The organism is Frigoribacterium sp. AC394, from assembly GCF_979258095.1.
In genome coordinates this window covers 1,489,601-1,501,775 of sequence record NZ_OZ409834.1, presented here as the reverse complement: position 1 = coordinate 1,501,775, position 12,175 = coordinate 1,489,601, and the positions used below count along the sequence as shown (strand labels likewise).

Below are 12,175 nucleotides of genomic sequence, written 5' to 3'. Positions count from 1 at the left end.
TCTTCTCCAGCCTAGGAGACCTGACAGGAAGCAGTCGCTCATGTGCACCGTCACGCTCCGGCTCCGTGACACTCGATCTGTCGGCGACGGCCCTCGTACCCCTGTGGGCCGGGCGGCAGGCCATCACCGCCTACCTCGACGAGGATGACGTCGCCCGTGTCCTGCCGCATTGGCCGGAGCCGGAACAGCTCGTCGACACGGTCTTCGACGGTGTCCTCACCTACGGGGTCGAACACCCCATAGTCTTCGACGCGGCTCGTCGCCTCCTGGCCCGCCTCGGCGACGTCGCGTCAGGACCCCGGGCCCTGCATCTCGGCGGCATCAGAAGCAGGCTCGACCGGGTCTGAGCGGCGACTCCGGGGTGGGCGGCCGGCTGAAGGCCTTCGGGCGCATCGTGACAGCCGCCCGTGAGCATGTTCCCCCCGCGGCGTGCCAGTGTGGAGTGCATGCGTTTTCGTTCCACGCCTCTCACCGTCACCGTGTCCGCTGCAGCGCTGGTCGTCATGCTGGCCGGCTGCACGCCCGACGCCTCGGAACCGTCCCCCGGCACGGAGACCGTCACCGCGACGGTGACGCCGACGCCGACGTCCACGCCGTCGCCTTCCGCCGCTCCCGCGCCGCCGGCCACGTCGGCACCCGGCCCTGACGGTGAGTCCGGGGGTGGGGGCGATCTCGGCGACGGGACGATCGGGGCCGCCGCGGACCGGTGCACCGTCGACGAGCTGCAGGGCGCGATCGACGACGGGGGTGGCGGACTGCCGGGCAGCTACGGTGTCGCTCTGATCCTCACGAACACCGGCGACCGCACCTGCGAGTTGCAGGGTTGGCCCGGTGTGTCGTTCGTAGGAGGCGGTGACGGCACCCAGCTCGGGGCCTCGGCGACTCTGGATCGGGCGTCGGAGCACCCGACCGTGCAGATCTCTCCCGGCGGGTACGCCCAGGCGATCCTGACCATGGTGCAGGCCGGTAACTACGATGCCGCCGAGTGCCAGCCGCAGCAGAGCGAGGGCTTCCGGGTCTACCCGCCCGGGTCGACGGCGTCTCTGTACATCGGAGCCGGCGGAGATCTGTTCACCGCCTGCACGTCCCCCAGCGTCCAGCAGCTCTCGGTGGGGGCGATCCAGCCCGGCCCGTGAGCGCCGGACTTGAGTCTGCCTCGAAGCTGATGGTTGACTGAACCCCGACCGAGGGGATCATCATGAGAGACACGGCTGCACGATCAGGGTGGAAGCGGTTCTGGGAACAGGGCCGGTGGTGGAAGGCGCTGATCCTCGCCGTCGGCTACCTCGCCATCTACGAACCCGCATCGCTCCTGATGGCACCGTTCGTGCCGTTCATCGGCGACGCCGGCTCCGCCAGCTACGTCCTCGTGCTCATCGTCGTCCCGGTCCTGATCGGCAGCCTCATCCTGATCGGCTTCGGCGCCAGCTTGGGCTGGCTGAGAGGCCTCTTCGCGCGCCAGGGAGCTCCAGGTCGAGGCTGGATGTGGATCGCCGTCGCCGTGGTGCTGCTCTTCAACGTGCTGCGCTTCGCCAGCATCGACTACGAAGCCGCAGGCTTCGACTGGGTCGCCGCCTGGTTGCTCGCAGGGCTCGTCATCGGCTTCTCCGAAGAAGTGCTGACTCGTGGATACGTGGTCCGCATCATGCGTTCGGCCGGCCGTTCGGAGATCGCCGTCGGGCTCGTCTCGGCGGCGTTGTTCTCGCTGTTGCATGCGACCAACCTGTTCACCGGTCAAGCGCTGATCCCCACGATGCTGCAGATGCTCTACACGTTCTTCTTCGGCCTCTGCATGTACCTCGCCTTGCGGGTGACCGGAACGATCATCGCTCCGATCCTGCTTCACGCGAGCACGGACCCGAGCATCTTCATGCAGGCCACGAACCCCCTGCAGGGCGGCCTCGGGTCCCTGGCTCAGCTCGGCAACATCGTCGTCGTTCTCGTCGGCGTCGTGCTGCTCGTCGTCTTCCTCGTGACGGAGCGCCGTCCGTCACGTCACGAGCAGCAGGTCGCCTAGCTCTCCACCTCGACCGAGTGGACCTCCGGGGCATGACGTGATCGCGACATGGAATCGGTTTCCGTCCTCCTCGTGATCGATCCGCAGGTCGGAGTCCTTCGGGAGCTGACCGCCGCGTGGTCAGGTATCGCCCGCAGGGTCAGGGGCGCCAGCCTCGCGACCGGGCTCGAACGGCCAGCGCGATGCCCTCGAGGGGGAAGACGAGGTAGCCGACCAGGACGACGATGTGGGCGCCGCCGAGGTCGGCCGAGGCCATCAGCGCCACGGCCGCCAGCGCGAGGAGGGCGACGCCCACGGGTGCGAGCCAGGCTGCGGTCTTCTCTCGGCGGGTCCAGGCCCTGGACCGGCTGACAAAGACGAGGCCGGCCAGAGCGCCCACGACCGGCACCAGCAGCGAGCCGGCGATGAGGACGACGACTGCGACGATCGAGAAGGTCCGGCCGGGAACCGGCGGATCCGCGGCGACGCCCGGGGCATCGCCCTGGACCTCGCCGCGGGCCTCGGCGGCGATGAACGCGGGGTCGCCGAGCTGATGGATGCGAGCGGCGGCGGCCCCGGCATCGAGACCCTCGAGCTCCTCCCTGATCCCCGCGAGGATGTCGTGGTGCAGTTCCGTGGGGAGCTGAGCGAGTTCGGTGTCGAGCTGCGCCAGGTAGGCCGTGGTGATCTCGGGTGTGGTGTCAGTCATGAGTGTCCTCTCCGATGAGTCGGTGCACCGAGGCGGTGAAGGAGCCCCACTGGAGGCGGAACGCAGTCAGCTGACTGCGCCCCAGCGGAGTGAGGCGGTAGTACTTCCGGACTGGTCCCGTCGCCGACGGCTGATCGAACGCCGTGACGAGGCCCTGCGTCCGGAGGCGGCCGAGGAGGGGTACAGCGTGCCGATGAGCCATCGGCTGCCGATGCAGTCGGACCAGGGCTCCGCGGGGCTATCGGAGTCCGATGACGTCCATCACGTCGACGCCGTTCGCCCGGGCGACGTCGGCGCGGCACCGGTCGATGTCGTCTGCGAAGCGGAGCTGCTGGTAGCCGTTCACGGAGAAGTGGATGCTGTCCGCGGTGGGGTCGAGGCCGTCGGACGGGGCCAGCCACACGTTCCAGCCTGCGGTGTCGAGGCACGACGACACGGCCGAGATGTACGGCGCGGCCCCGTCGACTTCGCCCTTGGTCTGCGGAGGGAGCAGCGCCGATGCGGCCGCGACTCCCGTGACTCCGAGCACCGCGACGCCCGCGGCCACCGCCCCGCGGTGGAGTCGCCTCCGACCTCGTAGCTTCCGTGAGAGGGCGTGCTCGATCCGACCTGCGGCGGCATCGAGGTCGGTGTCGGACCAGTTCGTGTTCGTCATGTTCGCCCTGCTTTCAGTTCTCGTACTGCGTGCCGGTGGTGGCTGTGCGGAAGGAGCGCAACCGGCCGCGGATGCGCTGGACGCGTTTGCGTGTCGCCGGAGGCGTCAGACCGAGCGCCGCCGAGGCTTCGTCGTAGGAGAGTCCTTCGATGAAGCAGAGACGGACGAGCTCGCGGTCGTCCGGTGGCAGACCATCGAGGGCCTCCTGCAGATGAGCGAGCTCCTCCGCTGCCGCGCGTCGGTCTCGACCGCGTTCCCATTGGTGGAGGTGGTCCACCGTGTCGAGATCGCCGGCCTCCTGTCGGATGGCCCGACGGTTGGTCGCGACTGCGATGTGGCGCGTCGTCACGAGCAGCCACGGCAGCAGAGAACGTTCCGGGTCGAGGTCCGCTCGACGGCGCCAGGCCACGAGCAGGACCTCCTGGGCGACGTCCTCGACGCTGCCACGATCGGTCACCACCGAGGCTGCGTATCGGAGCACGCTCCTGACGTGCAGGCGGGTCAGCGCCTCGAACGCATCGATGTCCCCGCCGCGCGCACGAGCCACCAGATCGTTCTCGGTCTCGCCCGGTGTCGATCGTCGTCTCATCGGTCGTCCTCACTTCCGCTCTCAGTAGTGAAGTGCCGGGCGGGGCCGTTCTGTGACCAGGCAGAACGGTCTTCCGCCGCTGCGGGCGGCCCGCTTGTCCGTCACGCTCGATGCGCACGATACTGAGAAGTGCTCGCCGTCGACGCCGGCAGGAGATCCCGGATCAGGGGTGCTCCATCGGAACACCCCTGAGCGCGCTCTCGGTGTCATACGGTCGATCCCATGGACAACAGGAGCGAGGTGCGCGACTTCCTGACCACGAGGCGGGCCCGCGTGACCCCCGCGCAGGTCGAGCTGCCCGGTGGTCCGGGGCGGCGCGTGCCCGGCCTGCGGCGGGCCGAGGTGGCCATGCTCGCCGGCGTCAGCGTCGAGTACTACTCGCGCCTCGAACGCGGCGACCTCGGGGGAGCGTCCGAGGCGGTGCTCGAGGCGATCGGCGGCGCGCTGCTGCTCGACGAGGCCGAGCGATCGCACCTGGCCGACCTCGCGCGCGCCGCGAACGAGTCGCCCGTCCGGGCTCGGTCGAGGTCGCGTGCGCGTCCCGCCGGCGTCTCGCGCGCCCTGCAGCTGGCCCTCGACTCCGTGGCCTCGGGGCCCGCGTTCGTCCGGAACGGACGGATGGACGTGCTGGGCGAGAACGCTCTCTTCCGGGCGCTCTACTCCGACCTCTACGCCCTCTCCGACCGGCCCGTCAACCTCGCCCGCTTCGTGTTCCTGCACCGCGAGCTGGCCGAGGCCTTCTACCCGTCGTGGTCGATCGCCGCCGACATCAACGTCGCGATCCTCCGCACCGAGGCCGGCCGCGACCCTCATGACAAGGCCCTGCACGACCTCGTCGGCGAGCTGTCGACCCGCAGCGACGAGTTCCGCACCCGGTGGGGCGCTCACGAGGTGCGGCATCACGCCTCGGGGAGCAAATCGTTCCGGCATCCCGTCGTCGGCGATCTCGACCTCGTCTACGCGGCCATGGAGCCGATGGGCGAGCCGGGGCTGAACTTCCTCATCTACAGCGCCGAGCCGGGCACGCCGACCGAGGAGCGCCTCCTTCTCCTCGCCAGCTGGGGCGCCGGCCCGGTCGATCCGCAGGCTCGAGAACCAGCAGGCCCCACCGACGGGCATCGCACGCGAGACGACGCACGACGAGAGGACAGCTCACGATGAGGTACGGACGACTCGGGACGACGGGCCTGCGCATCAGCCGCATCGGCCTCGGCTGCATGAGCTACGGCGATCCGACGCGGGGTCTGCACACCTGGACCCTCGACGAGGAGGCCTCCGCGCCCCTCTTCCGCCAGGCCGTCGAGCTCGGCGTCACCTTCTGGGACACCGCCAACGTGTACCAGGAGGGCACCGGCGAGGAGTACGTCGGCCGCGCCATCCGCGAGTACTCGCGCCGCGAGGACATCGTGCTCGCGACGAAGGTCAGCGGCCGGATGCACGACGGGCCCGGCGGGTCGGGCCTCTCGCGCAAGGCCATCCTCGAGCAGGTCGACGCGTCGCTCTCACGCCTCGGCACCGACCACATCGACCTCTACCAGGTGCACCGCTACGACGACGAGACCCCGGTCGAGGAGACGATGGAGGCGCTCCACGACCTCGTCCGGGCCGGGAAGGTCCGCTACACGGGCGCGTCGAGCATGTACGCGTGGCAGTTCGCCAAGATGCAGACCGCGGCCGTCGTGAACGGGTGGACGCCCTTCGCGTCGATGCAGGACCAGTACAACCTCCTTAAACGGGAGGAGGAGCGCGAGATGATCCCGCTCTGCGCCGACCTCGGCGTCGGGCTCGTTCCCTACTCGCCGCAGGGCAAGGGGCGGCTCACGCGCCCCCGCGACGTGACCACCGGCCGCTCGGCCGTCGACGAGGTCGCCAAGGCGTTCGACACCGACGCCGACGGCCCGATCATCGATGCCGTCGAGCAGGTCGCCGCCGAGCACGAGGTGCCGATGGCGCAGATCGCGGTCGCCTGGGTGCTCCGCAACCCCGTGGTCTCGGCCCCGATCGTCGGCGCGACGAAGCCGCACCACCTCGACGACGCGGCCGCCGCCCTCGAGGTCGAGCTCAGCGACGACGACGTCCGCCGCCTCGAAGAGCGATACGTGCCGCAGGCGCCCTTCTGGTGGTGACCACCCCCGTTCCCGCCTGGGGCGGTGCTCCCGTGGGGGCGTCAGGGGCTGAGCCCAGGAGGTTCCGGCCACCTGGCCGACTGCGTGTCGACCCTGAAGGGGCTGGGTGGTCGCCGGGAGACCCGTCGAATTGGCCACCTGGCCAATAGTCACCCGTACGGTGTCCTCATGACTCATGCATCCGAGGTCTCTCCCGTCCGTGCGATCACCGTCCGACCGGCTCGTCGCGGTGAGCGTGACACGGCTCGGCCGCTCGCCGAGGCGTTCGAGCACGATCCGGTCATGGCCTCCTTCGTGCCAACCCCCGAGGATCGACGCCGCCGACTCGACGAGCTGTTCTGGGCGATGATCAATTCCGGGCCCCTGCAGGGCGGAACCGTCGACGTCGCAGTCGACGAGCGGGGGACGATCGTTGGGACGGCCGTCTGGGAGGCCCCCCGCACCGGACGCGCGCGACTGCGGCCGTTCGTCGAGCAGATCCCTCGCTATCTGCGGGCGCTCGGGCTCCCGGGCGCCGTCGCCGCCGTCCGGCATCGCACGGTGCTTCAGCGCCCGAGACCGGTGCTGCCGCACTGGTACCTGGCCGAGATCGGCGTCGCGTCGGACGCACGGGGTCTGGGCGTCGGCTCGTCGCTGCTCGCGCACCGGCTGGAGCTGATCGATGCGGCCGGGGGCGCCGCCTATCTCGAGTCGTCGACCGAGCGCAACCGGGCGCTCTACCGTCGATTCGCGTTCGTCGACATGGGGTCGATCACCGGTCTGCCCTCGGGTCGCCCGATGGCGATGTGGCGCCCCCGAGGCTCTGACGACGACTGACTCGATCACGAGGGGGCTCCGATCGAGCGGACTCGCCGGGCCGACGACCGGACGGCCCCGCACCCTGCCGGTCAGGCAGGGCACGGGGCCGTCGGGGGTGTGGGCGGGTGCCGGTCAGACGACCGGGCCGCCGCCGTCCTCGGTGGAGCGACGCGTGACGCGCTCACCGGTCACGGGGTCGACCGCCGAGCGCGAGGTCGAGGTGACCTGGCGCCGACGAGTCAGGAACACGATGCCGAGGAGGGTGATGACGACCCCCGCGGCGATCAGGATGTAGCCGACCAGCTGGATGTCGATACCGGCAACCTGCAGGTCGAGTGCGAACGCGAGGATCGCGCCGATCACGATCAAGGCGATTCCGCCGCCGATGCTCATGGGTTCTCCTTCGTCACGCATCCTGCGAGTGCCGAACGGGCTCGTCCCGATCGACCGGATGCTGTCTGGCGCCCACGCTACGCACGAGACGGTCGCCGTGTTCCGCTCGCCCCCGACTGGGGGTGCCCGCCCGCCGGCCGGTGTCGCCCCGTTCGCCGCCCGATGTCGCCCCGCCCGGCGGCTCGACCGGGTGCGCTCCCGCGCGCTACTGTCGTCTCACTCCGAGGCGAGCCCGACCCGACGGCCCTCGTTGAGCGACGACCGTCGCTCGTTTCCCGGTGGTGGGGCCGCGGTCGGCTCCCTCGGAGGCCTGCACCCGACGGCCGCTCACCCACGACGCCAGAAGATCGACACGACGCCAGATGAAAACCCGGCGTCGTGTCCACATCCTGGCGCAGTGCCCGCGCCCCGCCGCTACCCGCGGTGCAGCAGCTCGAGCGTCGCGCGCAGCCCGGCGGCGTCCAGCTGCCCCGGCGCGCTCGAGTCGCCCACCGTGCCGAAGGTCAGGCACGAGCCGAAGGTCTCGCCGGCCACGCGCGACACCGCGCCGAGCGGCCCCATCGACATGGTCACGGCCGGCACCAGCCCCGGCCCCGCCCTGAACTCGAGGGTCGCGGCGAGCAGCGTCAGCACGTCGTCCGCCGACCGCGGCATGGCGGCGAGCTTCACGACGTCGGCGCCGAGCTCCTGCTGCAGCAGCAGTCGCGAGACGATCTCGTCGCGCGTGGGCGTCGCGGCGAAGTCGTGCGACGACATGACCACCGGCACCCCGGCCGAGTGCGCCGCGTCGACGACGGACTCGAGCACGTCGGGCTGCGTGAACATCTCGACGTCGACGGCGTCCGCCGCACCCGTGCCGATCAGGGCGCCGAGCAGCAGGCCGTAGTCGTCGGGGGTGATGTCGCGCTCGCCGCCCTCCTGCTTCGTGCGGAAGGTCGCGATCACCGGCACGTCGTCGGCCAGGGTCGCCCGGACGGCGACGAGCGCCGACATGGCCTGGGCGATGTCGTCGACCGCCGTGAGCCAGTCGACGCGCAGCTCGACGACGTCGTACGCCTCGCGGGGGAGTGCGGCGGCCGTGGCGACCAGCGCCTCCTCGGTGCGACCGGTGAGCGGCACGCAGACGGCGGGTCGGCCGTCGCCGAGCACGACCGACCGCAGGGTCACGGGGCGAGGGGTCGGGATCATGTCAGCGCCTTCCGCCGTCGGAGGTCGAGGCGGCGCCCGACGAGGATGCCGAGGAGGCGCGGGTCGCCCCCGCGAGGGAGCCCACCGCCCGACGCATCGCCTCGCGCACCCGCGCCGCTTCGAGCGGTTCGTCGACCGCGGTCGTGGCACCCCCGCCGTCGTGCCCGGCCCGCGCCTCGCCCTCGCCGCCGTCGGCGAAGAGTGCGACCTGCGAGATCGCCTGCTCGACGAGCATGTCGAGCCCGTTCAGCACGAGCCCGCCGGCGTCGGACCAGCGGGAGGCGGCGCGGGTCGGCCAGGGCTCGTAGGCGACGTCGAACAGCAGGGAGGCCCCGTCGACCGGAGCGAGCGGGAGGTCGTCCGCCGCGCCTCCCGGGAGGGTGCTGATGACGAAGTCGAGAGGGCCGAGACCGGCGAGCGCCGTCAGAGGGTGGATCTCGAGGTCGACCCCGAGATCGGAGGCCAGCGGCGCGAGCTCGCCGGCGCGACGGGGGTCGCGGACGAGCACGGCGATCGAGCGCGCACCGAGGCGCCAGGCGGCGGACAGCGCCGAGGCGGCCGTGGCGCCCCCGCCGAGCACGACGGCGGACGTCGGCCGGGCGTCGTGCCGCAGGGCGACCGAGCGGACGATGCCGTCGACGTCGGTGTTGTGACCGTGCCGTCGCCCGTCGGCGTCGAGGACGACCGTGTTCGCGACGCCCAGCCGCCGGGCGAGCGGCGAGACGGTGTCGAGCAGCGGCAGCACCTCGCGCTTCAGCGGCATGGTGAGACTGAGGCCGCGCCAGCTCCGATCGAGGGAGGCGACGAAGCCGCCGAGAGCCCCCGAGGCGACCTCGACGCGGTCGTACCCGTAGGGCAGACCGAGCGCGTCGTAGGCCGCCCGGTGCAGCACGGGCGAGAGCGAGTGGGCGATGGGCGAACCGAGCACGGCGAGGCGGGTGCGGGGGGTGGTCACGCGGGCACCTCCGGGCTCGATCGGCGGACGCCTCAGCCTAGCGATCCCTCCCCAGACGCCCCTGCGTGAACAACACGTGACGTTCCTCGGCGGATCCTTGCCCGATTCCCAGCCGAAACCTAGGCTCTCGATGTCGACCCTCGTTCAGGGGAGTCGTCGGCCCCGACCGCCACGTACCAGGAGCACAGACGCCCATGCGCACAAGCCCCCCGTCCTCAGAGAACCGAAGCCAGGGAGGCGGTCGTCGCGTCCGCGGAGTCGCTCTCGTCGGCGTCACCGTCGCGGCGCTCGGTCTCGGCACGCTCGTCGCCGTCCCGGCGCAGGCGGCCACGACCACGATCGACATCCTCGGCATCAACGACTTCCACGGGCGACTCGCCCAGGAGGCGAGCCCGACCGCCGGCGCCGCGGTCATGGCGGGCAAGGTCAACGAGTTCCGTGCCGCGAACCCGAACACGCTCTTCGTCTCGTCGGGCGACAACATCGGGGCCTCGACGTTCACGTCGTTCATCCAAGACGACGAGCCGACCCTCGACGCCCTCAACTCGATGGGGCTCGACGTCAGCACCCCGGGCAACCACGAGTTCGACAAGGGCCGCGCCGACTTCGACGACCGCGTCGTGCCGAGCAGCGACTTCCCGTACGTCAGCTCGAACATCCTCGACAGCGCGACCGGCGAGCCCGTGTACGACCCCTACTACGTCGAGGAGGTCGGCGGCGTGAAGGTCGGGTTCATCGGCGCCATCACCGAGCTGATGCCCGAGCTGGTCAGCCCGGCCGGCATCGAGGGGCTCGAGTTCGGCGACATCGTCGACTCGGTCAACCTGGCCGCCGCCGAGCTCACCGACGGGGTCGACGACGCCGACAACGGCGAGGCCGACGTGCTCGTGCTGCTCGTGCACGAGGGCAACGCGACCGCCGTCGAGGCCGACGCGACCGGCGACTCCGACTTCGCGGACATCGCGAAGAACGTCTCGCCCGAGGTGGACGCCATCCTCTCGGCGCACACGCACGCGACCTACGACTTCGAGGACATCGTGCCGACGGGCGGCACGAAGCCCCGTCCGATCGTCCAGACCGGCAGCTACGGCGCGAACCTCAGCCACCTCACCGTCACCTACGACGCCGCCACCGACGAGGCGTCGGTCACCGGCGCGCTGGTGCCCCTCTACCAGTCGGCGGCACCCGACCCCGCCGTGGCCAAGATCGTCTCCGACGCGGTCGCCGTGGCCGCCGTCGAGGGTCGCAAGCCCGTCGGCACGATCACGGCCGACGTCCTCCGGGCCAAGCAGCTCGACGGCAGCGAGAACCGCGGCGGCGAGTCCACTCTCGGCAACCTCGTCGCCGACGCCCAGCTCGCCGCGACCGTCGAGAACGGCGCGCAGATCGCGTTCATGAACCCGGGCGGTCTCCGCGCCGACCTCAAGTACGCCTCGAGCGGCGACGCGACGATCGACCCCGACGGCCGCGTGACCTTCCAGGAGGCCGCCGCCGTCCAGCCCTTCGCCAACACCCTCGTCGTCTCGACGCTGACCGGTGCGCAGATCCGTCAGACGCTCGAGCAGCAGTGGCAGCCCGCGGGCTCGTCGCGGCCGTTCCTGAAGCTCGGCGTCTCGAAGGGTCTCAGCTACACCTACGACCCGACGGCCGCCGCCGGCTCGCGCATCGGTCAGATCCTGTTCCAGGGTCAGCCGCTCGACGAGACCGCGAGCTACAAGGTGACCGTCAACTCGTTCCTCGCCTCGGGCGGCGACAACTTCACCGCCCTGAACGGCGCCTCGGCGAAGGCCGACAGCGGCAAGGTCGATCTGCAGAGCCAGGTCGACTACTTCGCGGCGAACCCCGTCGTCTCGCCCGACCTCGCGCAGCGCTCCGTCGGCGTCACCGTCCCGGCCGCGCCCGAGGGCGGCTTCGCCCCCGGCGACACCGTGTCGCTCGGTCTCTCGTCGCTGCTGTTCAGCAACGGCGGCCCCATCACGGGCACCGTGACGGCGGCGTTCGACGGCACGCAGGTCGGGTCGGCCCCCATCGACGGCACCGTGGTCACCGGCACCGACGAGCAGGGTCGCGCCACGCTCGCGGTGACCGTGCCCGAGGGGCTCGAGGCGGGCACCCGCCAGCTGACGATCTCGGTCGAGGGCACGAGCACGACCGCGACCGTCCCGCTCGAGATCGCCGCGCCTCCTGCCGTCCCGATCGAGTCGGTCACGGCGCCCCGCATCACGGGCGACGCGGTGGTCGGTCGCACGCTCCGCACCGACGGAGGCGCGTGGAGCGTCGACGGCGTCACCCGCGCCTTCCAGTGGACCCGCGACGGTGCGCCCATCGCCGGTGCGACCGGCGACCGGTACCGCCTCGTCGCAGCCGACGCCGGCCGTTCGGTCGCGGTCACGGTCACCGCGACCGCCGAGGGTTACACCGAGACCTCGGCGAGCTCGTCCGCGGTCACGGTCGACAAGCTGTCGTCGCGGGTCCGCGGCGGCGCCTCGGCCCTGCTGACCACCTCGCGTTCCCCGGTCAGCTACACGGCCACGGTCACCGGCGCGGTCACCCCGACCGGCACCGTCGCCGTGCGCGACAACGGCCGCACCGTCGGCACCGCCACCGTCGGCCCCGACGGCAAGGCGACCGTCCAGGTCGGCAAGCTCGGCCGCGGCATCCACCTGCTGACCAGCGAGTACAGCGGCGACGCGGCGCTCGACGGCTCGGCCGGCGGGCTGGCGGTCGTGATCGTCCTGTTCTAGAGGCCCGCGCCTGCTCGGCGGC

General features: G+C 71.4%; 14 protein-coding genes. 7 read left to right on the top strand and 7 right to left on the bottom strand.

The genetic code is table 11. The features are described from left to right. Positions 1-65 precede the first annotated feature (65 nt). The 3 genes from ACZZY9_RS06970 (at position 66) to ACZZY9_RS06960 (ending at position 2,017) form a co-directional block, all read left to right on the top strand. Entirely contained in the window at positions 66-347 is a 282-nt protein-coding gene (locus ACZZY9_RS06970) for a hypothetical protein (protein WP_463463538.1), read from the top strand. Between the two features lie 99 nt (positions 348-446). Next, the gene (locus tag ACZZY9_RS06965) at positions 447-1,136 is read left to right on the top strand and encodes a DUF4232 domain-containing protein (RefSeq protein WP_463463537.1); all 690 of its coding nucleotides are present in this window, start codon (positions 447-449) and stop codon (positions 1,134-1,136) included. Between the two features lie 62 nt (positions 1,137-1,198). After that, the gene (locus ACZZY9_RS06960; protein ID WP_463463536.1) at positions 1,199-2,017 is read left to right on the top strand and encodes a CPBP family intramembrane glutamic endopeptidase; all 819 of its coding nucleotides are present in this window, start codon (positions 1,199-1,201) and stop codon (positions 2,015-2,017) included. Between the two features lie 139 nt (positions 2,018-2,156). Here ACZZY9_RS06960 and ACZZY9_RS06955 read toward each other — a convergent pair whose 3' ends face one another. The 4 genes from ACZZY9_RS06955 to ACZZY9_RS06940 are packed head-to-tail and all read right to left on the bottom strand — an operon-like array spanning position 2,157 to position 3,949. Next, positions 2,157-2,705 (bottom strand): HAAS signaling domain-containing protein, encoded by a 549-nt coding sequence (locus tag ACZZY9_RS06955; protein WP_463463535.1) that lies wholly within the window; start codon positions 2,703-2,705, stop codon positions 2,157-2,159. Then, positions 2,698-2,907, bottom strand: coding sequence for a PadR family transcriptional regulator (locus ACZZY9_RS06950; RefSeq protein ID WP_463463534.1), 210 nt, complete (start codon positions 2,905-2,907; stop codon positions 2,698-2,700). Before ACZZY9_RS06950 ends, ACZZY9_RS06955 begins: the two co-directional genes overlap by 8 nt. A gap of 36 nt (positions 2,908-2,943) precedes the next feature. Beyond that, positions 2,944-3,360, bottom strand: a complete 417-nt coding sequence (locus ACZZY9_RS06945; protein ID WP_463463533.1) for a hypothetical protein — start codon at positions 3,358-3,360, stop codon at positions 2,944-2,946. A 13-nt stretch (positions 3,361-3,373) separates the two neighbouring features. Beyond that, positions 3,374-3,949: an RNA polymerase sigma factor gene (locus ACZZY9_RS06940; protein ID WP_463463532.1), complete on the bottom strand. Its 576-nt coding sequence runs from the start codon at positions 3,947-3,949 to the stop codon at positions 3,374-3,376. 222 nt (positions 3,950-4,171) lie between these two features. Here ACZZY9_RS06940 and ACZZY9_RS06935 point away from each other — a divergent pair, with 222 nt between their 5' ends. From ACZZY9_RS06935 to ACZZY9_RS06925, 3 genes are all read left to right on the top strand, one after another. After that, positions 4,172-5,110: a helix-turn-helix transcriptional regulator gene (locus tag ACZZY9_RS06935; protein WP_463463531.1), complete on the top strand. Its 939-nt coding sequence runs from the start codon at positions 4,172-4,174 to the stop codon at positions 5,108-5,110. Continuing rightward, on the top strand, positions 5,107-6,075 hold the full coding sequence (locus ACZZY9_RS06930) for an aldo/keto reductase (RefSeq protein WP_463463530.1): 969 nt from the start codon (positions 5,107-5,109) through the stop codon (positions 6,073-6,075). The genes ACZZY9_RS06935 and ACZZY9_RS06930 overlap by 4 nt, the downstream gene beginning before the upstream one ends. A 168-nt stretch (positions 6,076-6,243) precedes the next feature. After that, positions 6,244-6,891, top strand: coding sequence for a GNAT family N-acetyltransferase (locus ACZZY9_RS06925; RefSeq protein WP_463463529.1), 648 nt, complete (start codon positions 6,244-6,246; stop codon positions 6,889-6,891). A 114-nt stretch (positions 6,892-7,005) separates the two neighbouring features. On the opposite strand, the gene ACZZY9_RS06920 is transcribed toward ACZZY9_RS06925, so the two are convergent. The 3 genes from ACZZY9_RS06920 to ACZZY9_RS06910 form a co-directional block, all read right to left on the bottom strand. Continuing rightward, positions 7,006-7,266, bottom strand: a complete 261-nt coding sequence (locus ACZZY9_RS06920; RefSeq protein WP_192060804.1) for a DUF6458 family protein — start codon at positions 7,264-7,266, stop codon at positions 7,006-7,008. Between the two features lie 414 nt (positions 7,267-7,680). Continuing rightward, on the bottom strand, positions 7,681-8,454 hold the full coding sequence (gene aroD / locus ACZZY9_RS06915; RefSeq protein ID WP_463463528.1) for a type I 3-dehydroquinate dehydratase: 774 nt from the start codon (positions 8,452-8,454) through the stop codon (positions 7,681-7,683). 1 nt (position 8,455) lies between these two features. Next, positions 8,456-9,409, bottom strand: coding sequence for a shikimate dehydrogenase (locus ACZZY9_RS06910; RefSeq protein WP_463463527.1), 954 nt, complete (start codon positions 9,407-9,409; stop codon positions 8,456-8,458). A gap of 194 nt (positions 9,410-9,603) precedes the next feature. Here ACZZY9_RS06910 and ACZZY9_RS06905 point away from each other — a divergent pair, with 194 nt between their 5' ends. Then, complete coding sequence (locus tag ACZZY9_RS06905) at positions 9,604-12,153, top strand: 5'-nucleotidase C-terminal domain-containing protein (protein ID WP_463463526.1); 2,550 nt, start codon at positions 9,604-9,606, stop codon at positions 12,151-12,153. Positions 12,154-12,175: the final 22 nt, after the last annotated feature.

What these genes read in the sequence shown, in the direction of transcription:
- ACZZY9_RS06965 (WP_463463537.1), top strand. Translation starts at nt 447, where the DNA reads ATGCGTTTTCGTTCCACGCCTCTCACCGTCACCGTGTCCGCTGCAGCG.
- ACZZY9_RS06960 (WP_463463536.1), top strand. Translation starts at nt 1,199, where the DNA reads ATGAGAGACACGGCTGCACGATCAGGGTGGAAGCGGTTCTGGGAACAG.
- ACZZY9_RS06955 (WP_463463535.1), bottom strand. Translation starts at nt 2,705, where the DNA reads ATGACTGACACCACACCCGAGATCACCACGGCCTACCTGGCGCAGCTC.
- ACZZY9_RS06950 (WP_463463534.1), bottom strand. Translation starts at nt 2,907, where the DNA reads ATGGCTCATCGGCACGCTGTACCCCTCCTCGGCCGCCTCCGGACGCAG.
- ACZZY9_RS06945 (WP_463463533.1), bottom strand. Translation starts at nt 3,360, where the DNA reads ATGACGAACACGAACTGGTCCGACACCGACCTCGATGCCGCCGCAGGT.
- ACZZY9_RS06940 (WP_463463532.1), bottom strand. Translation starts at nt 3,949, where the DNA reads ATGAGACGACGATCGACACCGGGCGAGACCGAGAACGATCTGGTGGCT.
- ACZZY9_RS06935 (WP_463463531.1), top strand. Translation starts at nt 4,172, where the DNA reads ATGGACAACAGGAGCGAGGTGCGCGACTTCCTGACCACGAGGCGGGCC.
- ACZZY9_RS06930 (WP_463463530.1), top strand. Translation starts at nt 5,107, where the DNA reads ATGAGGTACGGACGACTCGGGACGACGGGCCTGCGCATCAGCCGCATC.
- ACZZY9_RS06925 (WP_463463529.1), top strand. Translation starts at nt 6,244, where the DNA reads ATGACTCATGCATCCGAGGTCTCTCCCGTCCGTGCGATCACCGTCCGA.
- ACZZY9_RS06920 (WP_192060804.1), bottom strand. Translation starts at nt 7,266, where the DNA reads ATGAGCATCGGCGGCGGAATCGCCTTGATCGTGATCGGCGCGATCCTC.
- aroD (WP_463463528.1), bottom strand. Translation starts at nt 8,454, where the DNA reads ATGATCCCGACCCCTCGCCCCGTGACCCTGCGGTCGGTCGTGCTCGGC.
- ACZZY9_RS06905 (WP_463463526.1), top strand. Translation starts at nt 9,604, where the DNA reads ATGCGCACAAGCCCCCCGTCCTCAGAGAACCGAAGCCAGGGAGGCGGT.